The sequence below is a fragment of the Lentzea sp. NPDC036955 genome (assembly GCF_055608005.1).
The window spans coordinates 165,985-191,090 of sequence record NZ_JBVJRC010000004.1 but is presented as its reverse complement, the minus strand read 5'-3'; the positions used below and the strand labels follow the sequence as shown (position 1 = coordinate 191,090).

Below are 25,106 nucleotides of genomic sequence, written 5' to 3'. Positions count from 1 at the left end.
AGCTGAAACCGCCACCACGTCAAGCGTGGTGGCGGCTTCATCGGAGAACGGGCTCAGCCGTTCGAGATGGCGGTCATCTCCTCGCGCGGCACGACCTTCACGCGCTCGCGGCCCTGCTCGGCACCCAATGCGATCTCGTGCGCGTCGAGCTTGCGCCAGCCCTCGTTCGTGACGAACGGGACGGCGCGCTGCTCCAGGAACTGCACGACGGCGTCCGGCGAGGGGGAGGTGGCACGGGGGAGCGACTCGGCGTCCTCCAGCAGGCTCGTGATGGTCTCCAGCGCGTCGCCCTTGGTGTGGCCGATCAGGCCGATCGGACCGCGCTTGACCCAGCCGGTGACGTACGTGCCGGGCATCGGCACCTCGTCGAGGTCGAGCACGCGGCCCGCGAGGTGCGGGACCGTGCCGGAGACGTGGTCGAACGGGAGGTCGGCGAGGTGCGTGGAGAGGTAGCCGACCGCGCGGTACACGGCCTGCACGTCCCAGTCGGTGAACCGGCCGGTGCCGCGGACGCCGCCGTCGCCGGTCAGCTCCTGCGTCTCGGTGCGCAGGCCGGTGACGCCGTCGGTGCCCAGCACCTCGACCGGTGCTTCGAGGAAGTGCAGGTGCAGCCGGCGGGGGCGGTTGCCGACGTCGCGGATCGCCCACTCCTGCAGGGTCTTCACGATCATCTCGACCTGCTTGTTGGTGCGGATCGCGTGCATCGAGGCCTCGTCGAACTCGATGCCCTCCGCGTGCACGATCACCTCGACGTTCGGCGAGTGGTCGAGCTCGCGCAGCTCCAGCGGCGTGAACTTCGCCTGGGCCGGGCCGCGGCGGCCGAACACGTGCACGTCGGTGACGGGGGAGGCGGCGAGGCCCGCGTGCACGTTGGCGGGGATCTCGGTGACGAGCAGCTCGTCGGCGGTCTTCGCGAGGATGCGGGCGACGTCGAGCGCCACGTTGCCGACGCCCAGCACGGCGACCTCGGTCGCGGTCAGCGGCCAGGTGCGGGGGACGTCCGGGTGGCCGTCGTACCAGGACACGAAGTCGGCGGCGCCGAAGCTGCCGGGCAGGTCGATGCCGGGGATGTCGAGCTCGCGGTCGGCGGAGGCGCCGGTGGAGAAGATGACGGCGTCGTAGAACTGGCGCAGGTCGTCGAGCTTGAGGTCGACGCCGTACTCGACGTTGCCGAAGAAGCGCACGGACGGCTTGTCCAGCACCTTCTGCAGCGCGGTCACGATGCCCTTGATGCGCGGGTGGTCCGGCGCGACGCCGTAGCGGACCAGGCCGTACGGCGCGGGGAGCTTCTCGAAGAGGTCGATCTGCACGTCGACGTCGGACTTGGTGAGGATGTCGGCCGCGTACACACCGGCCGGACCCGCGCCGATCACAGCGACGCGCAAGGGACGACTCATGACACCTATTTTAGGGAAGCCTTACCTCAATGAAGACGAGAGCTAACTCACTCGACGGGACCGACTAGGCTCTCTTCATGCGCGTGCTCGTGGTCGACAACTACGACAGCTTCGTCTACAACCTCGTCCAGTACCTCGCCCAGCTCGGGGCCGAGTGCGTCGTGCGGCGCAACGACGAGGTGGACCTCACCGAGATCGACCGCGTCGACGGCGTGCTGGTGAGCCCCGGTCCGGGTACACCCGAGCGCGCCGGGTCGAGCATCGACGTCATCAAGAAGTGCGCCGACACCGGCAAGCCGGTCTTCGGCGTCTGCCTCGGCCACCAGGCCATCGGCGTGGTGTGGGGCGGCACCGTCGACCGCGCGCCGGAGCTCCTCCACGGCAAGACGAGCATCGTCTTCCACGAGGGCGCCGGCGTGCTGAACGGGGTGCCGAAGCCGTTCATCGCCACCCGCTACCACTCGCTGACGGTGCTGCCGGAGACGATCCCCGCCGAGTTCGAGGTCACCGGCAAGACCGAGACCGGCATCGTCATGGCCATGCGGCACAGGGAGCTCCCGGTCGAGGGTGTGCAGTTCCACCCCGAGTCGGTGCTCACCGACGGCGGCCACCGGATGCTCGCCAACTGGCTGAAGGTCTGCGGGTACGAGGTGCCGGAGGCCACGGTCGCGCAGCTGGAGAACGGCATGCGCACGCTCGCCGCCGCGGCCCGCCAGTAGCTCACACGAGAAGAGGCCCCCTCCCGACGCCGGGAGGGGGCCTCTTCTCGTATGAGCCGATCAGTTGGTCGGGAGGAGCCCGGTCCGGCCGATGACCACCGTGACCGCGGCGCCCTTGCCGATGGGCGAGCCCTTCGCCGGCTGCTGCGAGATGATCTTGTCCTTCTGCGGCGAACCGGGCTGGACCTGCTGCTCGTCGACGTTGAAGTTGCCGTTCCAGCCGAGCGCCCGCAGCTTGGTCTCCGCGTCCTTCTGCGACAGGCCGGTCAGGTCGGGCATCTCCATCAGGTTGCCCTTCGAGACCGTCAGCGTGACCGTGGCGTCCTTGACGGCCTTGCTGTTGGCCTGCGGGGTCTGCGAGATGACCTCGTTCTGCGGCTTCTGGCTGTCCGCCTGTGCCACGTTGACCTTGAAGCCGGAACCCTCCAGCGTCTGGCGCGCGGTCTCCAGGTCCTGGCCCACCACACCGGGCACGTTCTGCTTGTCCGGCGCCCTGCCCAGGCTGATGGTGATCGTGCCGCCCTTCTTCAGCTTCAGGCCGAACTCGGGATTCTGCTGCACGATCTTGCCGACCTTGTTGGGGTCGTCGGTCTCGACCGTGTCGGTGCTCTGCTGCACCTTGAAGCCGTTCGGGTCCTTGTCCAGGATCTGCTGGGCTTCGTTCGGAGTCTTGCCCTTCAGGTCCGGCACGGCACCCTCGCCCGGCGGCGAACCGACGCGCACGACGACCTCGGCACCCTTCAGCAGCGAGGTGCCCTCCGGCGGGTTCGTGCCGATGACCTTGCCGATCTGCTCGGACGTGCACGGCGCCGCGGCCCCGTTCGCACCCGGCTCGCAGGGCACCAGCTCCTGCTTCGGCTTCAGCCCGGACTGGGTCAGCTTGTCGTTGGCCGTCAACGGCTCCATGCCGACGACGGCGGGCACCGGCACCTTCTCCGGGGTGTCGCTGTCGCCCGGCTTCATCAGACTCGTGGTGATCCACGCGGCGAGGCCGAGCACGGCGATGCACAGGAAGACCACCAAAGCGATCATGATGGTCTTCTTGCGCTTGGCGCGCCGCTCCTCTTCCTCGTCGGCGATCGGGTCGTAGTCGTCGTCCGGCTCCGACTTCAACGCCGCCGGACGGTGCCGGCCGCCGTTCACGACCTGGGTGCGCGCGGAACGCGAGGCCGACTGCTCGTTCATCACGGCCGTGCGGTCCTCGGCCGTCATGACGGCGGGCGCGGACGGGCGCTGGCCGGACAGCACGCGCACCAGGTCCGCGCGCATCTCCGCGGCGGACTGGTAGCGGTTGGCGGGGCCCTTCGCCATCGCCTTCAGCACGATCGCGTCGAGCTGCGGCGACACCTTCGGGTTCAGCGACGACGGCGCCTTCGGGTCCTCCCGCACGTGCTGGTACGCGACCGCGACGGGCGAGTCACCGGTGAACGGCGGCTCCCCGGTCAGCAGCTCGAACAGCACGCAACCGGCCGCGTAGACGTCGGACCGCGCGTCCACGGACTCGCCGCGGGCCTGCTCCGGCGACAGGTACTGGGCCGTGCCGATCACCGCGGCGGTCTGCGTGACCGCGGCCTGGCCGTCGTGCAGCGCGCGGGCGATGCCGAAGTCCATCACCTTCACGGCGCCGGACTTCGTGATCATCACGTTCGCCGGCTTCACGTCGCGGTGGACGATCCCGTGGCGGTGGCTGAAGTCGAGCGCGGCCGAGACGTCGGCCATGACCTCCATCGCGCGCTTGCCCGACAGCGGTCCCTGCGTCTTCACGATGTCGCGCAGCGTCCGCCCGTCGACGAACTCCATCACGATGTAGGGCAGCGGGCCGTACTCGGTCTGCGTCTCGCCGGTGTCGTAGACCGCGACGATCGCCGGGTGGTTCAGAGCAGCCGAGTTCTGCGCCTCGCGCCGGAACCGCTCCTGGAACTGGGCGTCGCGGGCGAGGTCAGCGCGCAGCACCTTGATCGCCACGTCTCTGCCGAGCCGGACGTCCCGCCCCTTGTGGACCTCGGACATGCCGCCGTACCCGAGGGTCTCACCCAGTTCGTAGCGGTTTGAGAGCAGTCGCGGAGTGCTCATCGGTGCTTCGTCCCGCTCCTCATCGACGGTGTTCCCATCTCGGTTCTGGTTCTGCTCATGCCCGGCACGTCACCTTCACCCGCGTCCCGGCCGACACGTCGCCGGTCGGCGCGATGGCGGTGACGCGGCACTTCCTCAGGTCTCCCGGTGCCGTGCCCTGCGGGCTCAGCACGGTCGGCTCCAGGCCGTGGTCGCTCAGCTGCGTGCTGACCTCGTCGCCGGTCCGGCCGAGGTAGTCGTCCTCGTCGAGCCGTGTCGTCGAGGTGCCCGGTATCCGGTCGGCGGAGTCGGGCTTCGCCTGACCGTTCGCCGGTGCGTTCGGGCTGCTCGTGCTCGTGTTCTGCGGCAAGCCGCCCTGCTCGCCGGCAGCGGTCTTCCCGATGGTCAGCTTCCAGGCGACGACTCCGCCGATCACCAGCAGAGCAGTCACCAGAAGAGCGACCATAACCCACACGGTCACCCGGTTCCTCCCGGGTGGCGGTGGCATCGGGGCGAACGTCCCGGTGTGCGGCACCGGTTGCTGTTGTACCGGTTGCATGCCCGGATGGGTACCGGCGCGAGGCTGACCACCGGAGTGGTGCGGCATCGGCGGTGGTACCTGCAACGGCTGGGACACCTGGGGCTGCTGCGGGGCGACCTGCTGCGGCACCTGCGGAGGCGTCAGCTGCTGTTGCGCCAGTTGCTGGGGCGCCATCTGCTGCTGCGGTGCCATCTGCTGGGCGACCTGGTGCTGCTGCTGCACCTGCTGCGGGATCGGCGGCATCGTGAAACCCGACGGCGTCGGCAGCGGCTGGCCCACCCGCACCGCGCTGACCGCCGCGGCGAACTCGCCACCGGTGCGGTAGCGCTGCCGCGGGTCCTTCACCAGCGTCGCCTCGATCAACGCCCGCGCACCCGGCGGCACGTCCGGCGGCAACGGCGGCGCGATGTCGCGGATGTGCATCATCGCCACCGTCACCGCGTTGTCCGACAGGAACGGCCGATGTCCCGCAAGGCATTCGTAGCCGCACACGGCCAGCGAGTAGACGTCGCTCGCCGGTTCGGCCTCGCCGCCGAGCGCCTGCTCGGGAGCGATGTAGTGCGCGGTGCCCATGACCATGCCGGATCGTGTCACGGGAGCGGCGTCGACGGCCTTCGCGATACCGAAGTCGGTGATCTTCACCTTGCCCGACGGCGTCACCATGATGTTGCCCGGTTTGACGTCCCGGTGCACCAGCCCGCGTTCGTGCGCGGCCTGCAGCGCGTTCCCGGTCTGCTCCAGCAGGTCCAGCGTCACCTCGGCGGTGAGCCGGCCCCGCGAGATGATCGTCGCGAGCGGTTCGCCCTCGACGAGCTCCATCACCAGGTACGCCGTGTCCTCCGGCCCGTCCGCGACCGACGCGGTCTCGCCGTAGTCGTGCACCGACGCGATGCCGGGGTGGTTGAGCGACGCGGTCATCCGCGCCTCGACGCGGAAGCGGTGCAGGAACTCGGCGTCGCCGGACAGCTCCGCCTTCAGCACCTTCACGGCGACCCGGCGGTCGAGCCGGTCGTCGGCCGCCTCCCAGACCTCGCCCATGCCACCGACCGCGATCCGCCTGGTCAGGCGGTAGCGGTCGGCGAGGAGCTGGCCCGTGGTCAGCATCAGCGACCCGCCAGGTACGCGTTCATCACGGCGCGGCCGATGGGCGCCGCCACCTTGCCGCCGGTCGCGCCGAGGCCGCGGTCGCCACCGTTCTCCACGATCACCGCGATCGCGATCTCCGGCTTCTGCGCCGGCGCGAACGCGATGTACCAGGCGTGCGGTGCCACGGTCTGCTCCCGGCTGCCGCCGACCTCCGCGGTACCGGTCTTCGACGCCACCTGGACGTTCGCGATCCTGCCCTCGCCGCCGGTGTTCGCCTCCGACTGGACCATCATGTCGCGCAGCGCGGCCGCGTTGGCCGAGCTCATCGCGGTGTTGATCTCGTCGGGCTCGGTGTCCTCGACCGTCTTCAGGTCGGGGCCGAGGATCTTCGACACCAGGTACGGCTGCATGCGCTTGCCGCCGTTGGCGATCGTCGCCGCGATCATCGCGTTCTGCAGCGGGGTCACGCGGACGTCGCGCTGGCCGATGCCGCTCTGGTAGAGCGCGGGCTCGTCGGGGACCGGGCCCATGGTCGAGTTCTCGACCGCCATCGGCACCCTGAGGTCGTCGTCGTTGAAGCCGAACTTGTCCGACTGGGCCTGCAGCTTGGCCTTGCCGACCTTCGCCGCCATCTCGCCGAACGCCGTGTTGCACGACTTGGCGAGCGCGAGCTCCATCGACGCGGTCTGCCCGCTGCCGCAGGGCTGGCCGTTGTAGTTCGGGAACGGGAAGTTGTTCGTGCCCGGCAACGGGATCGAGCCCGCCGCCGTGTACTGCGACTCCTTGGTGTCACCGTTGGCGAGCGCGGCCGCGGCCACAACGACCTTGTACGTCGAGCCGGGCGGGTAGATGCCCTGGATCGCGCGGTTGATCAACGGGTCGCCGTTGCCGTCGGTGGTGAGCTGCTTCCACGCGGTCTGCTGCGCGGTCGGGTCGTGGCTCGCCAGCAGGTTCGGGTCGTAGGACGGCGTGCTGACCATCGCGAGGATCTCGCCGGTGTCCGGCTTCATCGCGACGACCGAGCCGCGGAAGCCCTTCGCCGCCAGCTGGTCGTAGGCGATCTGCTGGACCCGTGGCACCAGCGTGAGCTGCACGTTGCCGCCCACCGGGTCGCGACCGGTGATCAACGCCGAGACGCGGCGCGCGAACAGCCGGTCGTCCGAGCCGTTGAGCAGGTCGTTCTCGGCGCGCTCGATGCCGGCGGTGCCGTAGGTGACCGAGAGGTACCCGGTCACCGGGGCGTACGCCTGCGGCGCGGCGTAGGTGCGCAGGTACCGGAGCCGGTCCGTCGTCTCCTTGACGTCCGCGATCACCATGCCGTCGGCGGCCATGATCAGACCGCGCTTGCGGGCGTACTCGTCGAGCAGCACCCGGCGGTTGTTCGGGTTCTTGCGCCACTCGTCGGCGTTGATGACCTGCACCCACGTGGCGTTGCCCAGCAGCAGCAGGATCATCACCATCATGGCGAAGCCGACCCGGCGGAGCGGTGTGTTCATTTCGGACGCTCCACCATGACTGTGTGCTGGTCGGCGATGGCCGGCTGCTGCGGCTTCGGCTTCGGAGCACGCTGCGGCGCCCGCGCGGCCGCGGAGATCCGCAGCAGCAACGCGATCAGGACGTAGTTCGCCAGCAGCGACGAACCGCCCTTGGACAGGAACGGGGCGGTGATGCCCGTCATCGGGATCAGCTTCGTGACACCGCCGACGACGATGAACACCTGGAAGCACATCGCGAACGCCAGGCCGCCGCCGAGCAGCTTGCCGAAGCTGTCGCGCACCGAGATGGCACCGCGCAGGCCGCGCATCGCGACGACCATGTAGACCAGCAGCAGCGCGGCGAAGCCGACGAACCCGAGCTCCTCGCCGATCACCGCGGTGATGAAGTCGGTGTTGGACTCCGGGATCATCTCCGGCCGCCCGGCACCGAGCCCGGCACCGCCGATGCCACCGGTCGCGAGACCGAAGAGCGACTGCGCGATCTGGTAGCCGCCGCCGTCGTCGTTGTAGGTGGCGATCGGGTCCGACCAGTTCGCCACGCGCTGCTGGACGTGCGTGAAGAGCTTCCACGCGATGACCGCGCCGCCGGCGAACAGACCGAGGCCGAGCACCACCCAGGCCGCGCGTTCGGTGGCGACGTAGAGCAGCACCAGCACGATGCCGAAGAACAGCAGCGACGAGCCGAGGTCCTTCTGCAGGACCATGACCGCGACCGCCACGCCCCACGCCGCGAACAGCGGGCCGAGGTCGCGGGCGCGCGGCAGGTCCATGCCGAGGAACCGGCGGCCCGCGGTGGTGAAGAGGTCCCGCTTCGACACCAGGAACGCGGCGAAGAAGACCATCAGCAGGATCTTGGCGAACTCACCCGGCTGGATGGAGAACGGGCCGATCCGCAGCCAGATCTTCGCGCCGTTGATCGTCGGTGCGATGAAGCCCGGCAGCACACCGGGCAGCAGCAGCGCGACCAGTCCGGCCAGGCCGAACGTGTAGCCGAAGCGCGCCAGGGTGCGGTGGTCGGTGAGGAACTTCAGCGTGGCCGCGAACAGCAGCAGTCCGATCGCGGTCCAGATGACCTGCTTGAACGCCATCGGGTCCCACGTCGAGCCGTCCGCGAAGACGGTGCCCTCCATGGCGAGGTCGATCCGGTGGATGACCACCAGGCCGAGCCCGTTGAGCAGCGCGACGCACGGCAGGATCACCGGGTCGGCGTAGGGCGCCCAGCGGCGCACGGCGAGGTGCGCGCAGGCGAACAGGCCGAGGTAGGCGAGTCCCAGGTACAGGATGCGCAGGCTGAGCGAGCGCTCCTGGTTGAGCTCCACCAGGATCAGAGCCAGCGTGACGAGCCCGGCCGCGAACGAGAGCATCACCAGTTCGGTGCCGCGCCGCGTCGGCGCCCGCAGCCCCGGCGACGTGCTGGTCGCCAGCGACGCGACTGGTGAGCCGTCCCCGGACGGGGCGGGTGAGCCCTTCAACTACGGACCCTCCCGGCATTCCACGCCCGGCTTCTGCGCGGACGAGGTGAGCGAGGGTTGGGTGGTCTCGCCACCCGCGGGGGCCGTGGTCGACGAGGGCGTCCCGTTCGCGGGCTGGGTCGTCGTCGTGGGCGGGGTCGTCGTCGTGGGCGGGGTCGTCGTGGTCGGCGACGTCGGGGTGGACGAGGCCGAGGTGTCCTTGCACAACGGCAGCATGTGCGCCGTGCGCAGCATGCGGACCGCGGCGCGCGCGCCGTCGATGCCGTTGTCGCTGCGGATGCCCTCGGTGATCGTCTTGCGCCCGGCCTCCTGCAGGTCCTTCACCGCGATCGGCGTGCAGCCCGACGAGCCGGGCGGGCACGAGTCCTCGACCTTCGACGAGAGCTTGAACCCGAGCACGCTGCCGTTGAGCCCGCGGAAGATCGCGACCTGGCCGTCCTCGGTCGCGCCCACGTAGAACTGGGTGTTCAGCCACAGCTTGCCGCCGACCCCGGCCGCGCCGACCACGACGAGCAGCAGGAAGACGATCGCGAACGCCTTGAGGGCGTTGCGCTTCTTGCGCTTCGGGTCCTGCGGCGGTGGCGGCGGTGCCTCCATCCGCTGCGGCATCGGCTGGCGCTGCTGCGTGAGCGCGCTCGCCCGTGACGCCGCGGAGTCCGGCGGGGTGTTGTGCTCCTCGCTGCCGTCACCGGCCGCACCGCCGACGATCGGGTAGTCGTCGCCGAAGTCGACGTCCTCGACGTCCGCCACGATCACCGTGACGTTGTCGGGGCCGCCGCCCTTGAGCGCGAGCTCGATCATCCGGTCCGCGCAGGCCTGCGGGTCCGGGATGCGGATCGCCTCGTCCAGCGTCTCCATCGAGACGACACCGGACAGGCCGTCCGAGCACAGCAGGAACCGGTCACCGGCCCGTGCCTCGCGCACCGTGAGGCTGGGCTCGAAGTCGTGCCCGGTGAGGGCGCGCAGCAGCAACGAGCGCTGCGGGTGCGTGGCCGCCTCGTCCGGCGTGATCCGGCCCTCGTCGATCAACGACTGGACGAACGTGTCGTCGTGCGTGATCTGCGCGAACCCGCCCTCTCTGAGCAGGTAGGCGCGCGAGTCGCCGATGTGCACCAGGCCGAGGCGGTTGCCCGCGAAGAGCACCGCGGTCAGCGTGGTGCCCATGCCCTCCAGGTCCGGGTCGCTCGCGACCAGCTCGGAGATGGCGCCGTTGCCGGCCGCGACCGCGTCGCGGAGCTTGCCGAGGAGGTCGTCGCCGGGCTCGTCGTCGTCGACGTGGGCCAGCGAGGCGATGACCACCTTGCTCGCGACTTCGCCGGCGGCGTGGCCACCCATGCCGTCGGCGACTGCGAGCAGGCGGGGGCCCGCGTACACGGAGTCCTGGTTGTTGGAACGGACCAGGCCCCGGTCGCTTCGGGCCGCGTATCGAAGAACCAAGGTCATGAGCGCAGCTCGATCACCGTTTTGCCAATGCGGATCGGGGTGCCGAGAGGTACGCGCAGTGGTGCGGTGACCTTGGCTCGGTCTAGGTAGGTGCCGTTCGTGGAGCCGAGGTCTTCCACGTACCAGTCGGTGCCGCGCATCGACAGCCTCGCGTGCCTGGTCGACGCGAAGTCGTCGTCCAGCACGAGAGTCGAGTCGTCCGCGCGGCCGATCAGGATCGGCCGGCCGTCGAGTGAGATGCGGGTGCCGGTGAGCGCGCCGTGGGTGACCACGAGCGTCCTCGGCGCCTTGCTACCCCTCGCCGACTTGTCGGACCTCCGGAAACCGGGCAGACCTGACGCCCGGAGCCCTGAGGCCGCGTAGAGATCAGAGCGGACCACACGTAGGGCGGCCAGCACAAAGAGCCAGAGGAGCACGAGAAAGCCCGCTCTGGTCAGCTGCATCACCAGCTCTGGCACCGGTTGTAACCGCTCCTGCCTTGAGTTGCTTACCGACGCCCGTGTCGACCTCTAGCCCGCGGTGCGGAAGACCAGTGACGAGTGGCCGATGCGGACGACGTCGCCCTCCGCGAGCTGCCAAGTCTGCACTGGCGTGCCGTTCACCGTGGTGCCGTTGGTCGAACCGAGATCAGCGAGCATCGCACTGTGCCCGTCCCAGGTGATCTCCAGGTGGCGCCTGGACACACCCGTGTCGGGGAGGCGGAAGTCGGCTTCCTGCCCACGTCCTACGACGTTTCCACCCTGCTTGAGGTTGTACGTCCGGTTCGACCCGTCGTCGAGGTGCAGCGTGGCGTTGAGCTGGCGGTTGCCGCCCTGCACTGCCGGCGGGGCGTATCCGCCCTGGTTGTAGCCCTGGTCGTACCCACCGGCGGGCTGGCCGTAACCCTGGTCGTAGCCGCCAGCCGGCTGGCCGCCGCCGTAGCCCTGGTCGTAGCCCTGCTGGCCGTAGCCCTGCTGCTGGCCGTAACCCTGGTCGTAGCCGCCGCCCTGCTGGCCGCCGCCGTAGCCCTGGTCGTAACCCTGCTGGCCGTAGCCCTGCTGCTGGCCGCCATAACCCTGGTCGTAGCCCTGCTGCTGGCCGTACCCCTGGTCATAGCCCTGCTGGCCGCCGCCGTAGCCGCCGCCCTGCTGGCCGTAGCCCTGGTCGTACCCGCCTTGCTGCTGCTGTTGGCCGTAGCCCTGGTCGTAGCCCTGCTGCTGGCCGTAGCCCTGCTGCTGGCCGTAACCCTGGTCGTAGCCGCCCTGCTGACCATAAGGGTCGTGGCCGGGCTGGCCCTGTCCTTGTCCGTAGCCGGGTGGCTGGCTCATGACTCGGTCTCCTGCGGTGCGAGGTGGTGCTGACCGTCGGCTGGCCGCTTTCACGTCGGGGTCGACGGACGAGCTGGTTCGGAACTGTCCGGTGTGCAGCGCCTCGGAGCGCTCCAGGGAGACTACGACGTCACCGTAGGTATCCCATCCGGACTCTTCCAGGTGCTCTCGCAGGCCCTCCGCGAGAAGCTGGGTGATGCGTAGTTCATCCTGCTCGTCCCCGGCAAGTCGATCGTGGTCCTGGGGGCCGAGCAGCACTGTGTAGTGGTTGGGGGCTAGCAGTCTGCCACCCGCGAGCTCGCGGATGTTGCTGTCACCCTCCCGTTGCAGCGCCTGTGCCACCTCTTGGGGCACGACGTTGCCTCCGAACACGCGCGCGAAGGTGTTGCCGACCAGACCTTCGAGCTTGCGCTCGAAGCGTTGCAGGCCCATGTCAGCTCCTTCCGCCTGGACGGTCTTCTGCACCGATCGTATCCGGGTGCGACCAGGCCTACAGGGGGCGATTAGGAACCTGGTTTGGACGCGTGCTAGTGTTTCCAACGTCTCCAGGGGCAAGTGGCGGAATGGCAGACGCGCACGGTTCAGGTCCGTGTGTCCGAAAGGACGTGGGGGTTCAACTCCCCCCTTGCCCACAGAGAAAGACAGATCGAACCCCCCTCGCGGAATCGCGAGGGGGGTTCTTTCGTTGACCGGCAGTATCGGATTCCGTGATCCAACAGGTGATGTCTGTCACTCGTTCGGAGGGCGACATGTGGGCGATAGCGGCGGCGGACTTCGGTGCGGAGCTCGAGCTGGTGGAGCTGCCGGAGCCGCAGGCGGGTCCGGAAGAGCTCAAGGTGCGGATGCTCGCCGCGAGCGTGAACCCCTTCGACCGCAAAGTCGTCGACGGGATGCTTCGGAGTTCCGCAGAGCACCGGTTTCCGATGGTTCCCGGAACCGACGGTGCCGGTGAGGTCGTCGGTTCCGGCGAGCGGATTTTCGGGACCTTCTTCCACCGCCCCGTCGGACGGGGGACTTACGCCGAGTACGCCGTGGTTCCGGCCGGGAACGCGTTGGCGCCGTTGCCGGACGGCCTCGATCCCGCGGACGCCGCGGCATTGCCGACCGCAGGCATGACGGCGCTGCAGCTGGTGGAAGCGCTCGGTGACGCGAAATCCGTGCTGGTCGTCGGTCCGAACGGCGGCGTCGGCTCGTTCGCCGTGCAGATCGCGCGGGCGGCGGGCAAGCACGTGGTCCCGATCGGCCGGGGCGACTCGCTCGTGGAGGCCGACGCGCTCATCGACCTCGTGAGCGCCGACCGCTCGTCGTTCGAGGCGAACGCGCGCTATGCGCCGTTGGCGTTCAACACCAACTACGCGTCGAGCGACAGCGCGCAGAACTTCGGCATGAAGGGCTCACCGGAGACGCTTGTCCGCCTGGCGTCCATGGTGCTCGACGGCGATCTCTCGGTGCCGATTTCCCGCCGTGTGCCGTTGCGCGAAGCCACCGGTGTTTTCGCAGGTCACGGGCCTGGCAAAACCGTGATCATCATGTAGGTGGTCGTTCTGGCGCGGTGAGCGGTCGGCGGCCGGTGACCGGCACCGTTCGCCGCCTTTTCGCCACCACGCCTGGAGCACCCACTGTGAGCAGGTCTTTTGGTGCGTCCAACCGGATTAACGTCACCCAGACGGCAGCACCGTAGGACCGAACTCCCCGCGCCGCTCCTCGACCGGTCACCGACCGGTCGGCGCCGTCGATCGCAGGGGGTCCGGTGACCTGGGGGCGGGCCGCGCGCTTCCTGGTACGCCTTATCCAGAGCACGAGTCGAAACGTGGCGGATCGCCCGCCGCGTGGTGGCGAGGAGGCACTGGCGTGAGCAGCACCCCAGCAAGGATCGCGGCGCCCGGCAGCGCGCAGGGACTGTCGACGACCGCGGTCCCGGTTCCGGAACTGCCCGCGTCCGTCGAGGAGCTGGCAGCCGCAGCGGCGATCCGCCTCGGCTGGCACGGCGTGGTCCTCCCGGAGATGGTCCTCATGGGCCGCAAGGTCGTCGTCGTGGCCGAGCTCCTGGCCGATGCCCACGCCGAGCGCGTGTGCGTGGGTGCGGGTCCCGAGGTCGACAAGACCACCGTCTCCACCTGGGTGTGGCCGGAGATGGAAGGCCGCGTCCCGCCGGCCGCCGTGCGCATCGTCGGCGTCTTGGCCGTCGCACGCCACTGGCGCACCGCGCTGGCCTCCGCGGTTCCCTTCGCCCGCTACGGCAACGCCGCCGCCGTCCTCCCGGACTCGGTCGCGTTCACCAACGACTACCTGACGAACTGCTTGCCGCGCGTGCGCCGCTACGGCGTCTCGGTCCTGCTGGCCGACGAGGAGAAGGACCTGTCCGTGGACGTGTCCGGCCGCAACGAGTGCGTGCCCGTCGAGGACACCGCCATCACCCGTTGGGTCAACGAGCTGGTCTACGAGCAGGTGCTCGCCACCGCTTCCTGATCTACGGTCGGGGCATGCGAGTAGTCATCGCCGGCGGACACGGGCAGATCGCGCTGCTTCTCCAGCAGCAGCTGGCCACCCGTGGAGACGCGGCAACAGCACTGGTCCGCAACCCCGATCACTTCGCTGACGTGCAGGAAGCCGGAGCCGTTCCGGTGCTGTGCGACCTGGAGTCCGCCACAGTGGACTCGGTCGCCGAATACATGAACGGCGCGGACGCCGCGGTCTTCGCCGCCGGCGCAGGGGCAGGCTCGGGAGCCGCCCGCAAGGACACAGTGGACTTCGGGGCCGCCGCCCTGTTCGCCACGGCAGCGGCCGAGGCGGGCGTGCGGCGGTTCCTCCAGGTCTCCACGGTCGGCATCGAGTCAGCGGACTCGCCGTCGGTGGACTCCGAGTTCGCGGTGTACCTCAAAGCGAAGAAGGCGGCGGAGGACGACCTGAGGTCGCGTTCACTCGACTGGACGATCCTGCGTCCCGGCCCGCTGACGAACGACGCCCCGACCGGTCTCGTCACCCTGGCCGCCCCGGTGCTGCCGCGCTCCCCGGTGCCCCGCGCCGACGTCGCCGCCGTGCTCGCGGAGCTCTTGACCGCACCCCAGACCGTCGGTAAAACGCTCGAACTGACGAACGGCTCCACGCCCATCCCCGACGCCGTCCGCGCCCTCCTCTGAGTGCACGCGGGGAGCTTTCGTACTCTCCTGGCGCACGCGGGGGCCCCGCGTGCACCTCAGGGGAACGTGGGGCTCCCGCGTGACATCTAGCCGAGGACGCGGGTCAGGTAGGCGTTGGTGAAGGTGCGGGTCGGGTCCACCTCGTCGCGGACGCGCAGGAAGTCGTCGAAGTGCGGGTACAGCGGGCGCAGTTCGGCAGCGGTGAGGTCGTGCATCTTGCCCCAGTGCGGGCGGCCGCCGACCGACGCGGCGATGGACGCGTACGCGTCGAAGAACGCCTTGTAGGGCATGCCGAGCGCCTGGTGCATGGAGATGTAGGCGGTGTCACGGCCGGAGGCGGTCGACAGCCAGATGTCGTCGGCCTGCGCCACCCGCACCTCGCACGGGACGATCAACGCGTCGCGGTCGCCCAGGCGGTTGGCGACGGCACGCAGCTCGCCGATGACGTCCATCAGCGTCTCGCGGGGGACGGAGAACTCGGTCTCCACGAACCGGACGCGGCGCGGGGTCACGAAGACGTTGTGCGAGTAGTCCGAATAGGACCGCTCGCTGATCAGCGAGCCGCAGACCTCGTTGAGCTTCCTGGTGTAGCGCGGGAAGGTCTTGGCCACCTTGCACACCGCGCCGAACGCGGCGTTCTCCATGACCTCGTACTCCCAGGCCTGCCGGAACCGTGACAGCGGCTGCGCCGGCTCGGGAACCCGGTTGTTGCGCTTGAGGATCACCCGGTCCGAGTGTGTGAACCAGTGGAACTCGACGTGGTCCTCGACCGCGCACAGGTCGTCGAACTGCTCCAGCACCGCGTCGAGCCGGCCCGGTGCCTCCGAGGCCTGCAGCACGAACGACGGCACGCACTGCAGCGTGACGGTGCTGATCACGCCCAGCGCGCCGAGGCCGACGCGGGCGGCGTTGAACAGGTCCGGTCGCTCGGAGCGCGAGCAGGTGACCACCGAACCGTCGGCGAGCACCAGCTCCAGCGCGGCGATGGCGGTGGCCAGGACGCCGAGCTTCGCGCCGGTGCCGTGGGTGGAGGTCGACACGGCACCGGCCACGGTCTGCGCGTCGATGTCGCCGAGGTTCGGCATGGCGAGGCCGAGTCGGTGCAGGTCGGCGTTCAGGACGTGCAGCGGCGTGCCGGAGCGGACGGTGACCAGGCCCGTCTCCACGTCGGCGCGGACGATGCCGGTCCACCGGTCGAGGTCGAGCGCCACCTCGGGGGCGACGGCGATGTCGTTGAACGAGTGACCGCTGCCGCGCGCCCGCACCCGGCCGCCGGAGACGACGGTCGCGGCGATCTCGTCAGTGCTCGCCGGGTGGACGACGCGCGTCGGCGCACAAGTCGCGGTGCGAGCCCAGTTCGTCCACACGGGTACCTCCACGGAGTGTGACCTGCGAGTAACGTAAGTGAAAGCTCTTCACGTTTCAAGGGTTGAGGACGTACCGTCGGAGCATGCGCCGAACTCGACTCGACACCGCGACGAAGGACCTCGATCCTCCGTTCGCGATCGTCGACCTGGACGCCTTCGACCACAACGCGGCGGACCTCGCCCGCCGCGCTGCCGGTCATCCCATCCGGGTGGCGAGCAAGTCGATCCGCGTGCGCGACCTGGTGAGCCGGGCCCTCGAACGACCCGGTTACGCCGGGGTCATGTGCTACTCGCTCGCCGAGGCGCTCTGGCTCTCCGAGCAGAACGTCAGCGAGGACCTGCTGGTCGCCTACCCCACGGCCGACCGCGCCGCGCTGCAGAAGCTCGCCGCGAACGAGACCGCCCGCCAGCGCATCACCATCATGGTCGACTCGGTCGAGCACCTCGACTTCGTCGACGCCGCCATCGGCCCGCACGCCGACATCAGGGTCTGCCTGGAGCTCGACGTCTCCTGGCGCCCGCTGCCCGGCGTCCACATCGGACCACGCCGCTCGCCGGTGCACACCCCGGCGCAGGCCGCGTCGCTCGCCGCCAAGATCGTCCGCCGCACCGGGTTCACCCTCGTCGGCGTCATGGCCTACGAGGGCCAGATCGCGGGCCTGGGCGACAACCCGCCCGGTCAGCCGCTGCGCGCGATCGGCATCCGGCTCATCCAGGCCAGGTCCGGCCCGGAGCTGATCGAACGGCGCACCGCCGTGATCACCGCGGTCCGCCAGGTCACCGACCTGCAGTTCGTCAACGGCGGCGGCACCGGCAGCCTGGAACTCACCGGCACCGACCCCTCGGTCACGGAGCTGGCAGCGGGCAGCGGGCTCTTCGGCCCCACCCTCTTCGACGGCTACCAGGCCTTCAAGCCCCACCCGGCGGCACTCTTCGCGCTGTCCGTGGTCCGCAAGCCGACCAAGCGCGTCGCCACCCTGTTCGCCGGCGGCTACATCGCCTCCGGCACCCCGACCCCGGACCGCCAGCCCTCGCCGTACCTGCCGGAGGGCCTGAAGACGCTCGGCCTCGAAGGCGCGGGCGAGGTGCAGACCCCGGTCACCGGCAAGGCCGCCGAACAGCTGCGCATCGGCGACCGCGTCTGGATGCGGCACGCCAAAGCGGGCGAGCTGTTCGAGCGGTTCGACGAGGTGCACCTGGTGCGCGGCGACCGCGTCGAACGCACGGTGCCCACCTACCGCGGTGAGCGCCGCAACTTCGGCTAGGCCGGCAGCCGCGACGACAGGTAGCCCCTGACCAGCGCCTTCGCCTCCACGAGGATCGCCTGGTCGCCGGTCGGGTTGTTGCGGAACGCCATCTTCAGCACGGCGTCCGCGGCCTCGACGGCGATCGCGATCGGCAGCTGCACCTCGTTCATCGGGATGCCGAAGTTGCCCGAGATCAGCTCGGAGATCTTGTCGGAGATGACGGCGTTGTTGTCCCGCCGGTCGTCGAGCAGCCGCATGTCCACGACGTCGCCGAAGTGCAGCTTGCCGAACGCCGGGATCTCGCGGTGCATCGTCACGTAGACGTCGAACACCGTGTCCACGGCGTCCCACCAGTGCTCCAGGGTGGCCTGTTCGAGGCGGTCGGTGATGCCCTGGGAGAACCGGTCGACGTTGCGCAGGGTCAGCGCCTGCACGACGGCCCGCTTGTCCGGGAAGAACTGGTACAGCGAGCCGACCGCCACGCCCGCTCTCTCCGCGATCAACGTGGTGGTGACGCCGTCGTAGCCCACCTCGTCGATGAGGGTCGCGCAGGCTTCGAGCATGCGCTCGACCCTCTTGGCGCTGCGCTGCTGGACGGGCTGACGGCGGAGCGGGGTGGTGCTCGTCACGGCGACTCCCAGTAGTTCGGGTTCTTCCATCTTGCCTTCTGCGCGGCGTCTTCACTTCCCTGAACCTGTCAACACGCCTACGATCCGAACAAGTTTCACATTTGGAGGATCGATGAGCGACTTCCTCTGGGGAGTGTCGACGTCCGCGTTCCAGATCGAAGGCGCGTTCGACGCGGGCGGCCGAGGCCCCTCGGTGTGGGACGACTTCGCTCCGGTGCACGACGACGACAGCGCCCGCGTTGCGTGCGATCACTACCACCGGTGGCGCGAGGACGTGGCACTCATGACCCAGCTGGGGGTCAACGCCTACCGGTTCTCCATCGCGTGGCCGCGCATCCAGCCCAGCGGCAAGGGCCCGGCCAACGCCGAGGGCCTCGACTTCTACGACCGGCTCGTCGACGCGCTCGTCGAGGCCGGCATCGCGCCCGTGGCCACGCTCTACCACTGGGACACGCCGCTGCAGCTCGAAGCCGAGGGCGGCTGGCTCGGCCGCGACATCGCCGACCGGTTCGCCGACTACACCGCACTCGTCGCGCAACGGCTGGCCGACCGGGTCCACATGTGGATTCCGATCAACGAACCGGCCATGGTCACGTTGCAGGGCTATGCGATCGGTGAGCACGCACCGGGCAAGACGCTGCTCTTCGACGCGTTGCCGACCGCCCACCACCTGAACCTCGCTCACGGCCGTGCGGTGGAAGTTCTGCGCGGCCACAACGCCCGCTCGGTCGGTACCGCGAACAACCACACGCCCGCGTGGCCGGCCACCGCCGCCGACCAGCCCGCGGCCGACGCGTACAGCGACGTCCACAACTGGCTGTACGCCGATCCGGTGCTGGCCGGCCGCTATCCGGACTCGGTCGCCGAGCTCATGCCCGTCCGGGACGGCGACCTCGCGACCATCCACCAGCCGCTCGACTTCTACGGCGTCAACTACTACAACCCGACCAGGCTGACGCTGCCGTCGGAGGGCAACCCGCTGCCGTTCGAGCTGGTCGAGGTCGACGAGTACCCGCGCACCGGGTTCGGCTGGCCGGTCGTGCCGTCCGGGCTCACCGAGATGATCGCCACCCTGCGCGAACGGCACCCGGACCTGCCGCCGGTGCACGTCACCGAGAGCGGCTGCAGCTTCCCGCACGAGGTCGAGGACGCCGACCGGATCGCCTACCTCGACGGACACCTCAAGGCAGCGCTCGACGCCGGTGTCGACGGGTACTTCGTGTGGTCGCTGCTCGACAACTTCGAGTGGGAGGCCGGCTACTCGCAGCGGTTCGGCCTGGTGCACGTCGACTTCGAGACCCAGCGCCGCACGCCGCGCGACTCGTTCCACTGGTACCGCAGGGTGATCAGCGGTGAGTGAGGCGCTGGCCGAACCGGTCGTCCCGGTCCGGCGGGGCTGGATGGCCTGGCTGTTCGCCGCGAACCTCGGGCTGTGGCTGGCGGTCTACGCGCCGATCCAGGTCCTGCTGCCGCAGCAGGCCGAGCTGCTCGACGTGGCGGACAAGGAGTTCGTGTTCGGCGTCGTCACCGGCGTCGGCGCCGCCGTGTCGCTGCTGGTGGTGCCGCTCATCGGGTACCTGTCCGACCGCACGACCTCGCGGTTCGGCCGGCGCCACCCGTGGACGCTGATCGGGGCGGTCGTCGGCGCGATCGGCCTGGCGGTGCTCGCCACCGCGCCGTCCGTCGTGGTCATGACCGCCGGCTGGTGCCTGGTGCAGGCCGGGATCGGCGGCATGCTCGCCGCGCTCACCGCCGTGGTGCCCGACCAGGTGCCCATCGCCCAACGGGCGCAGGTCGGCGGGTTGATCGGCATCAGCCAGATGCTCGGCACGGTGCTGGGCGCGGTCGTGGTGACGTTGCTGGTCAGCGGTCTGCAGGCCGGTTATCTGGCGTGCGCGGCCATCGTGCTCGTCGGTGCCGTCTTCTTCGTCCTGCGCACGCCCGACACGCAGCTCGTCACCAAGCCGGTGCGGCCGACGTTCTGGATCTCACCCCGGGAGCACCCCGACTTCGCCTGGGCGTGGGCCGGGCACCTCCTGATCAACCTCGGCAACGCGTTCGGCACGCTGTACCTCCTCTACTTCCTCGGCGACGTGGTCCACCACGAGTCGCCGGAGGACGGACTGCTCGTGCTGATGGCGCTCTACGGGGTGGCGCTCGCCGCAGGAGCGGTGCTGTTCGGCGCACGGAGTGATCGTTCCGGGCGCCGGAAGCCGTACGTCTACCTCGCCGCGGTCGTGATGGCGCTCGCCGCTCTGCTGCTCGTCGCCTGGCCGACCTGGACCGCCGCGCTGGTCGCCGCACCGCTGCTGGGCGTCGGCTTCGGCACGTACTGGGCCGTGGCCATCGCGCTGCTCACCCAGGTGCTGCCGGCGGCGTCCGACCGGGCCAAGGACCTCGGCGTGCTGAACGTGGCCAACGCGTTGCCGCAGGTCATCGCGCCCTTGCTGACCGCGGTGATCTTGGCCAACCTTGGCGGGTACCGCGGTCTGTTCGCGGCGTCGGCGCTGGCGACGGCGGTGGCGGGAGTGTTGATGAGTCGAGTGCGATCGGTGGACTGATGCGACTGTCGGGCAAGCGGGTACTGGTCACGGGCGCGTCCCAGGGCATCGGCGCGGAGACCGCGTTCCGGTTCGCGGCACGCGGTGCGCACGTCCACCTGGTGGCCCGCAGCGCCGAGCTGCTCGATCGGCAGGTCGAGCGGATCACCGAGTTCGGCGGTTCCGCGACCGCCCATCCGGCCGACCTCGCCGACGCCGCGCAGATCCACGCGCTCGCCGAGGCCGTGGAGACGCCGGACGTGCTGGTCAACAACGCGGGTGTCGGGCGCTGGTTGTTCCTCGACGAGTGCTCGCAGGACGACCTGGCCACGATGACCGCCGTGCCGTTCATGGCCGCCATGCTGCTCACCAGGGAGTTCCTCGGCGCCATGCGGTCGCGCGGCTCCGGCTGGATCGTCAACGTGAACTCGCCGGTGTCGCGGCTGCCGATTCCCGGCGCGGTCGGCTACCAGTCGGCGCGCTGGGCGTTGCGCGGCCTGACCGCGTCCCTGCGGCTCGACCTGCGCGGGACCGGCGTCGGCGTGAGCGAGGTCGTGCCGGGCAAGGTGTCCAGCGAGTACTTCGCCAACAACCCCGGCGCGGAGGAGCGGATTCCGGCGATCGCCAGGCTGATCCCGACGGTCACGCCCGACCGGGTCGCCACGGCGATCGTCGACGCCGTGGAGAAGGAACGCGCCGAGCACCTGTTCCCGTGGCAGCTCAAGGCGTTCGAACTGTCCGGCCGCTTGCTGCCCGGCCTCACGTCCTACCTCACGTGGAAAACGGGTACGCGCCGCTGAAGCCGGGCGCGGAACCGGGCGCACCGGCAGCAGAAACCGCGGGAAGTGGGAAGAAGCGGCGCGCAGCTCCAGCCGTGCTCGCGGCGTCCGAACGTGGAAACGGCCCCTCACCCGCGCGGGAGGTGCAGGCAAGGGGCCGGGGTTGGTGACCGCGGACCGGTACCGGTCGGGAGGGAAGGTGCACGGCACCGGCCCGCGGGAATCTGTGGAGTTGAGCTGACCGGGGTCCGCGATGCAGCGGTCGGGGGTTCGCACATCGCGGACCACCGGTCAGTAGGCCGTTTGCAGACCTGGTCGTGTCGGGGGGACGCCAGGTCGGTCGCAAAGGCCCGTTAGTGGGCTCGAGCCACCGCGCGGCGGGTCCGGGTGACAGGAGGGGTCACCGGGGCCTCGCGCAGGTGGCGAGCCGGGCGCGGGGCGAGACCGCCCGCGACCAGGTGTTCGTACGCGGCGCGCCACACCGAGCAAGGTGACTTCTGCTGGCGCCAACGACCGGAGCACTCGGGGCAGTTGCCCTTCTCGTCCGGCTCGTGCGCTGCCAGCAGAGCACGCCATCCCTCGGTCAGCCGAGGGAGCTCGGATCGAGCCACCGACAGGAGGGACGGGGCGTCAGCGCGGCTCGCCAGCTCCGTGAGCAGGTCGAGGCGTTCCCACACAGCGTTGCGAAGAACCTGTCCGAGGATCGCGTCCATCGAAACGTCACCGTCACCTTTCCGCCTGGTCGGCGGCTTCGCGTAGCGCGGCCCTGAGCTGTACGAGCTGGTCGTGGGACAAGACTGCCGTCTCCCCGGGAGGGCCGACCAGGACCACTCGGCCCTGAACCACCTTCACGGTGAGCTGGCGGTCCCGGTCGACCACGTCGCCGCAGCTGATCTGCCACGTCCGACGCTGCCCGGTCGTGCCGCGCCATGTGGATCCGGTGTCACCCGTCTCCACGATGGAGGTGGAGCCGGGGGAGGAGCTGTCCATCGGTTGGCTGTTCCTCTCCGTGCTCACTCGCTTACCGGAATCCAGATTGCGATGATTCATGCCGGAACGGGACGTCACAGCGCCCACCGGTGGAACTCTTACGGTGAGCGGTAAGCGGTGTTCGGCAGGGCCGATCAGCCCTGCCGAAGAGGACTTCTCGGGCTCGGGGACCTCCCCCTAGTCTGCCGATGACGCCCAACGGACTGTGAGGGTGCGCGATGAACACCATGAGTTCCCAGGGCTCTCCGATCCCCACCGACGTGTGGGACCAGCAGGAGATGCGGGACGCACTGGCCCGACGGGAGATCAGCTCGGTCTACCGGCTGCTCCGACGGCACGGCGTGTCCCAGCGCCAGATCGCGGCGCTCACCGGGCAGTCGCAGTCCGAGGTCTCGGAGATCCTCAAGGGACGTCAGGTGATGGCCTACGACGTCCTGACCAGGATCGCCATCGGCCTGGGTGTCCCACGTGGATACATGGGTCTCGCCTATGACGAGACAACGGCAGTGAGGGTGGCCGCAGCCGCGGACACACCCCATCCTGAGGAGGACGAGTCGGTGAAGCGTCGGAAGTTCCTCGCGCACGCCGCCGCCGTGACAGTCGGCGCGGCCGTGTTCGGAGCGGACTCCGGGTCGTGGGTCTCACACCCCACACAGACTCCGGCTCCGGGACGCATCGGCATGACCGACGTGCGCCAGGTGGAAGCGGCCACCCGCGCGTTGCGCGCCCTCGACTACCAGTACGGCGGCGGCTCCTGCCGCGACGCGGTCGTCGCCCAGCTGTCCTGGGGACAGCAGATGCTCGGTGCGAGCTCCACGGACGTCGTGCGCCAGCGCCTCTACGTCGCACTGGCCGACCTGCACAACCTCGCCGGCTGGACGTCGTTCGACACGGGCCTGATGGACTCCGCCCGCAACCACTTCGGTCAGGCGCTCGACCTCGCCAAGCAGGGCGACAACGAGGCGCTGATGGCGAACATCCTGTACCGCATGGGCCGCGTGTACCTGCACCAGAACGCCCCCGACGACGCGCTCAAGGTGTTCCAGCTCGGCCAGCTGGCCGCGCAGAACTCCGGTTCCGAGCTCGCGGTGGGCATCCTGTGCGCCAACGAGGCCTGGGCGTACGCGAAGATGGGCTCCGACGAGCAGGCGCTCAAGCTGCTCGGCCGCGCCCGCGACGAGTTCTCCCGCGCCAACGTCGCCGAGGCGCCCGCGTGGGCCAAGTTCTTCAACGAGATCGACCTCTCGTCCATGATCGGCACGGTGCACACGGAGCTGGCTCAGACGGTGGACGCCAAGTACACGAGGACCGCCATTCCCGCGCTGTCCAAGGCGATCAACAACTTCGGCGACGACATGGCCCGCAGCCGGTCGTTCAACCTGACCTCGATGTCGATCAACCACCTCATCGAGGGCGACATCGACCACGGCGCCAAGATCGGCCGCCAGGCGGTCGACCTGTCGGAGAGCCTCAAGTCGGTGCGCACCAAGCAGCGCATGGAGCCGTTGCGCCAGGAGGCCGAGAAGCGCCGCAACAACCCCGAGGCCCGCGAGCTGGCCGACCGCGTCGCCCGCTTCACCGGAGCCGACACGGCTGCCTGACCAGCACGTCGTTTGGGCCCCATAGCACCACGTTCGGATGGCGTGGGACACGAACCGGTAACGCCAGGAGCCCCTGACACGAATGCAGCATCGACGGGCGGGAAACACAGGGCCTAAGGTGCGGCAGGTCGGGGCGAAGGGCGGGGTGCGGCGCGTGATGCTTACTCGGAGGTGGCGGTCACGGAGAGCGCTGCGGTCCGCGCAGCTGCTCGACGAGGTCGTGGACACCCAGCTGCCGCTGCTCGCGTCGTTCGACGAGGAGCGCCGGCGGCGTTCCGCCGACTACCTCGCCGAGCTCGTCGCCCTCGCGCAGGACTACCGCTACTACGCCAACGGCTGGATCGACAGCCGTGAGCTCGACCGCCGCGGCCAGCGGACGATGAACCGCCTGGCCCGCATGCGCGAAGAATCTTCGGCCCGACTGATCACCGACTAGTCCGTTCGCGCGCTGTTCGCCGCGTCGAACGGACCACTCGCCGAGTGCAGCCCCGGTCACCCCGGATGTTTCACGTTGAACAACGCATCACCAGGGCACCGGACCATCGCCGTCGAAGAGGCCACCGGTCGGCCCGTCGTCGGGCAGCGTGGCCAGCTCGACCGCGATCCGCGCGGCGTTCGCCGGCGTCTCCCGCCCCTGGAAGTCGTTGAACTCGGTCGCGACGTAGCCGGGGCAGGCGCCGTTGACCTTCATGCCGGTCAACTCCTTGGCGTACTGCACGGTGACGGCGTTCAGGAACGTCTTCGACGGCGTGTAGATCCCGTCGATGTCGTGGAAGGCCGCGTCCGGCGCGGTCTGCAGGGTCAGCGACGACAGGTGGCTCGACTGGTTGACGATCCGCGGCCGTGCCGACCGGCCCAGCAGGGGCAGCACCGCGTTGGTGACCCGGACGACGCCGATCACGTTGGTCTCCAGCACCTCCCGCAGGCCCGCCGGGGTGGCGGCGGACGGCGGCGTGGGCCACGACCCGGCGATGCCCGCGTTGTTGACCAGCACGTCGAGGTGGCCGAACCGCTCCTCGAACAGCGCCGCGGCCGCGGCCACGCTCTCGTCGTCGGTCACGTCCAGCGGCACGAAGAACGCGTCCGCGCCGTTCGCCCGCAGCTTCTCCGCCGCCTCCTCGCCACGCCGGGCGTCCCGAGCGCCCACACCGACACTCATGCCGAGCGCGCCGAGACCGGCGGCGATCTCGTACCCGATGCCCTTGTTCGCGCCCGTGACCAGTGCAATCGTCTGTTCGCTCATGCCTCTGATCGTCTTCCGCGAGGCCGTGAAGACCAACACCACCTCGGTGTCGCAGCG

General features: G+C 69.8%; 23 protein-coding genes, 1 tRNA gene and 1 pseudogene. 11 read left to right on the top strand and 14 right to left on the bottom strand.

Translation table 11 applies throughout. The features are described 5' to 3' along the window. Positions 1-53: 53 nt before the first annotated feature. Positions 54-1,370 carry a ferredoxin--NADP reductase domain-containing protein gene (locus ACZ7CF_RS14305; RefSeq protein ID WP_360397111.1) on the bottom strand — a complete coding sequence of 439 codons (1,317 nt, stop codon included), beginning with the start codon at positions 1,368-1,370 and terminating at the stop codon, positions 54-56. Between the two features lie 104 nt (positions 1,371-1,474). Between ACZ7CF_RS14305 and ACZ7CF_RS14300 the strand changes: the two genes are divergently transcribed. Further along, positions 1,475-2,116 carry an aminodeoxychorismate/anthranilate synthase component II gene (locus ACZ7CF_RS14300; protein WP_360397073.1) on the top strand — a complete coding sequence of 214 codons (642 nt, stop codon included), beginning with the start codon at positions 1,475-1,477 and terminating at the stop codon, positions 2,114-2,116. Positions 2,117-2,176: 60 nt separating this feature from the next. Here ACZ7CF_RS14300 and pknB read toward each other — a convergent pair whose 3' ends face one another. The 8 genes and pseudogenes from pknB to ACZ7CF_RS14260 all read right to left on the bottom strand — a co-directional run. Further along, positions 2,177-4,189, bottom strand: a complete 2,013-nt coding sequence (pknB, locus tag ACZ7CF_RS14295; RefSeq protein WP_360397072.1) for a Stk1 family PASTA domain-containing Ser/Thr kinase — start codon at positions 4,187-4,189, stop codon at positions 2,177-2,179. Positions 4,190-4,244: 55 nt separating this feature from the next. Continuing rightward, positions 4,245-5,813, bottom strand: coding sequence for a protein kinase domain-containing protein (locus tag ACZ7CF_RS14290; RefSeq protein WP_470369748.1), 1,569 nt, complete (start codon positions 5,811-5,813; stop codon positions 4,245-4,247). Next, positions 5,813-7,291, bottom strand: coding sequence for a peptidoglycan D,D-transpeptidase FtsI family protein (locus ACZ7CF_RS14285; protein WP_360397070.1), 1,479 nt, complete (start codon positions 7,289-7,291; stop codon positions 5,813-5,815). The genes ACZ7CF_RS14290 and ACZ7CF_RS14285 overlap by 1 nt, the downstream gene beginning before the upstream one ends. Next, on the bottom strand, positions 7,288-8,763 hold the full coding sequence (locus ACZ7CF_RS14280) for an FtsW/RodA/SpoVE family cell cycle protein (protein ID WP_458429825.1): 1,476 nt from the start codon (positions 8,761-8,763) through the stop codon (positions 7,288-7,290). Before ACZ7CF_RS14280 ends, ACZ7CF_RS14285 begins: the two co-directional genes overlap by 4 nt. Next, the gene (locus ACZ7CF_RS14275) at positions 8,764-10,206 is read right to left on the bottom strand and encodes a PP2C family protein-serine/threonine phosphatase (protein ID WP_470369747.1); all 1,443 of its coding nucleotides are present in this window, start codon (positions 10,204-10,206) and stop codon (positions 8,764-8,766) included. After that, positions 10,203-10,664: an FHA domain-containing protein FhaB/FipA gene (locus ACZ7CF_RS14270; RefSeq protein ID WP_053732084.1), complete on the bottom strand. Its 462-nt coding sequence runs from the start codon at positions 10,662-10,664 to the stop codon at positions 10,203-10,205. Before ACZ7CF_RS14270 ends, ACZ7CF_RS14275 begins: the two co-directional genes overlap by 4 nt. Before the next feature lie 51 nt (positions 10,665-10,715). Continuing rightward, on the bottom strand, positions 10,716-11,513 hold the full coding sequence (locus ACZ7CF_RS14265) for an FHA domain-containing protein (protein WP_458434277.1): 798 nt from the start codon (positions 11,511-11,513) through the stop codon (positions 10,716-10,718). Between the two features lie 135 nt (positions 11,514-11,648). Continuing rightward, a pseudogene (locus ACZ7CF_RS14260) lies at positions 11,649-11,945 on the bottom strand (DUF3662 domain-containing protein); the annotation flags it as partial. 117 nt (positions 11,946-12,062) lie between these two features. On the opposite strand from ACZ7CF_RS14260, the gene ACZ7CF_RS14255 reads away from it, so the two are divergent. From ACZ7CF_RS14255 to ACZ7CF_RS14240, 4 genes are all read left to right on the top strand, one after another. Further along, positions 12,063-12,145: transfer RNA gene (locus ACZ7CF_RS14255), tRNA-Leu, on the top strand. A 162-nt stretch (positions 12,146-12,307) separates the two neighbouring features. Beyond that, positions 12,308-13,048, top strand: a complete 741-nt coding sequence (locus ACZ7CF_RS14250; RefSeq protein ID WP_470369746.1) for an alcohol dehydrogenase catalytic domain-containing protein — start codon at positions 12,308-12,310, stop codon at positions 13,046-13,048. A 316-nt stretch (positions 13,049-13,364) separates the two neighbouring features. Beyond that, on the top strand, positions 13,365-13,982 hold the full coding sequence (locus tag ACZ7CF_RS14245) for a hypothetical protein (RefSeq protein ID WP_360397066.1): 618 nt from the start codon (positions 13,365-13,367) through the stop codon (positions 13,980-13,982). 14 nt (positions 13,983-13,996) lie between these two features. Then, positions 13,997-14,653 (top strand): NAD(P)H-binding protein, encoded by a 657-nt coding sequence (locus ACZ7CF_RS14240; protein WP_470369745.1) that lies wholly within the window; start codon positions 13,997-13,999, stop codon positions 14,651-14,653. An 86-nt stretch (positions 14,654-14,739) separates the two neighbouring features. Here the strand turns inward: ACZ7CF_RS14240 and ACZ7CF_RS14235 are convergent, their stop codons facing one another. Beyond that, the gene (locus ACZ7CF_RS14235; RefSeq protein WP_470369744.1) at positions 14,740-16,020 is read right to left on the bottom strand and encodes a D-arabinono-1,4-lactone oxidase; all 1,281 of its coding nucleotides are present in this window, start codon (positions 16,018-16,020) and stop codon (positions 14,740-14,742) included. 83 nt (positions 16,021-16,103) lie between these two features. On the opposite strand from ACZ7CF_RS14235, the gene ACZ7CF_RS14230 reads away from it, so the two are divergent. Next, positions 16,104-17,285 (top strand): amino acid deaminase/aldolase, encoded by a 1,182-nt coding sequence (locus tag ACZ7CF_RS14230; RefSeq protein WP_458429822.1) that lies wholly within the window; start codon positions 16,104-16,106, stop codon positions 17,283-17,285. Here ACZ7CF_RS14230 and ACZ7CF_RS14225 read toward each other — a convergent pair. Further along, entirely contained in the window at positions 17,282-17,926 is a 645-nt protein-coding gene (locus tag ACZ7CF_RS14225) for a TetR/AcrR family transcriptional regulator (protein WP_458429821.1), read from the bottom strand. The genes ACZ7CF_RS14230 and ACZ7CF_RS14225 overlap by 4 nt on opposite strands. An 82-nt stretch (positions 17,927-18,008) precedes the next feature. Here ACZ7CF_RS14225 and ACZ7CF_RS14220 point away from each other — a divergent pair, with 82 nt between their 5' ends. From ACZ7CF_RS14220 to ACZ7CF_RS14210, 3 genes are read left to right on the top strand one after another with little or no spacing between them, the layout of a single operon-like run. Then, a complete protein-coding gene (locus ACZ7CF_RS14220; protein ID WP_470369743.1) occupies positions 18,009-19,256 on the top strand; it encodes a GH1 family beta-glucosidase in 1,248 nt (415 codons plus the stop codon). Positions 19,257-19,296: 40 nt separating this feature from the next. Beyond that, entirely contained in the window at positions 19,297-20,457 is a 1,161-nt protein-coding gene (locus ACZ7CF_RS14215; RefSeq protein WP_360397109.1) for an MFS transporter, read from the top strand. Continuing rightward, entirely contained in the window at positions 20,457-21,236 is a 780-nt protein-coding gene (locus ACZ7CF_RS14210; RefSeq protein WP_470369742.1) for an SDR family NAD(P)-dependent oxidoreductase, read from the top strand. Before ACZ7CF_RS14215 ends, ACZ7CF_RS14210 begins: the two co-directional genes overlap by 1 nt. 332 nt (positions 21,237-21,568) lie before the next feature. Here ACZ7CF_RS14210 and ACZ7CF_RS14205 read toward each other — a convergent pair whose 3' ends face one another. Both ACZ7CF_RS14205 and ACZ7CF_RS14200 read right to left on the bottom strand, forming a co-directional pair. Further along, positions 21,569-21,928, bottom strand: coding sequence for a hypothetical protein (locus ACZ7CF_RS14205; protein ID WP_035909125.1), 360 nt, complete (start codon positions 21,926-21,928; stop codon positions 21,569-21,571). 13 nt (positions 21,929-21,941) lie between these two features. Further along, positions 21,942-22,205 (bottom strand): hypothetical protein, encoded by a 264-nt coding sequence (locus tag ACZ7CF_RS14200; RefSeq protein ID WP_360397059.1) that lies wholly within the window; start codon positions 22,203-22,205, stop codon positions 21,942-21,944. Positions 22,206-22,423: 218 nt separating this feature from the next. On the opposite strand from ACZ7CF_RS14200, the gene ACZ7CF_RS14195 reads away from it, so the two are divergent. Both ACZ7CF_RS14195 and ACZ7CF_RS14190 read left to right on the top strand, forming a co-directional pair. Beyond that, positions 22,424-23,806: a helix-turn-helix transcriptional regulator gene (locus ACZ7CF_RS14195; protein ID WP_360397058.1), complete on the top strand. Its 1,383-nt coding sequence runs from the start codon at positions 22,424-22,426 to the stop codon at positions 23,804-23,806. 157 nt (positions 23,807-23,963) lie between these two features. Then, a complete protein-coding gene (locus tag ACZ7CF_RS14190; RefSeq protein WP_360397057.1) occupies positions 23,964-24,242 on the top strand; it encodes a hypothetical protein in 279 nt (92 codons plus the stop codon). A gap of 87 nt (positions 24,243-24,329) precedes the next feature. Here the strand turns inward: ACZ7CF_RS14190 and ACZ7CF_RS14185 are convergent, their stop codons facing one another. After that, on the bottom strand, positions 24,330-25,049 hold the full coding sequence (locus tag ACZ7CF_RS14185) for an SDR family oxidoreductase (protein ID WP_470369741.1): 720 nt from the start codon (positions 25,047-25,049) through the stop codon (positions 24,330-24,332). Between the last annotated feature and the right edge of the window lie 57 nt (positions 25,050-25,106).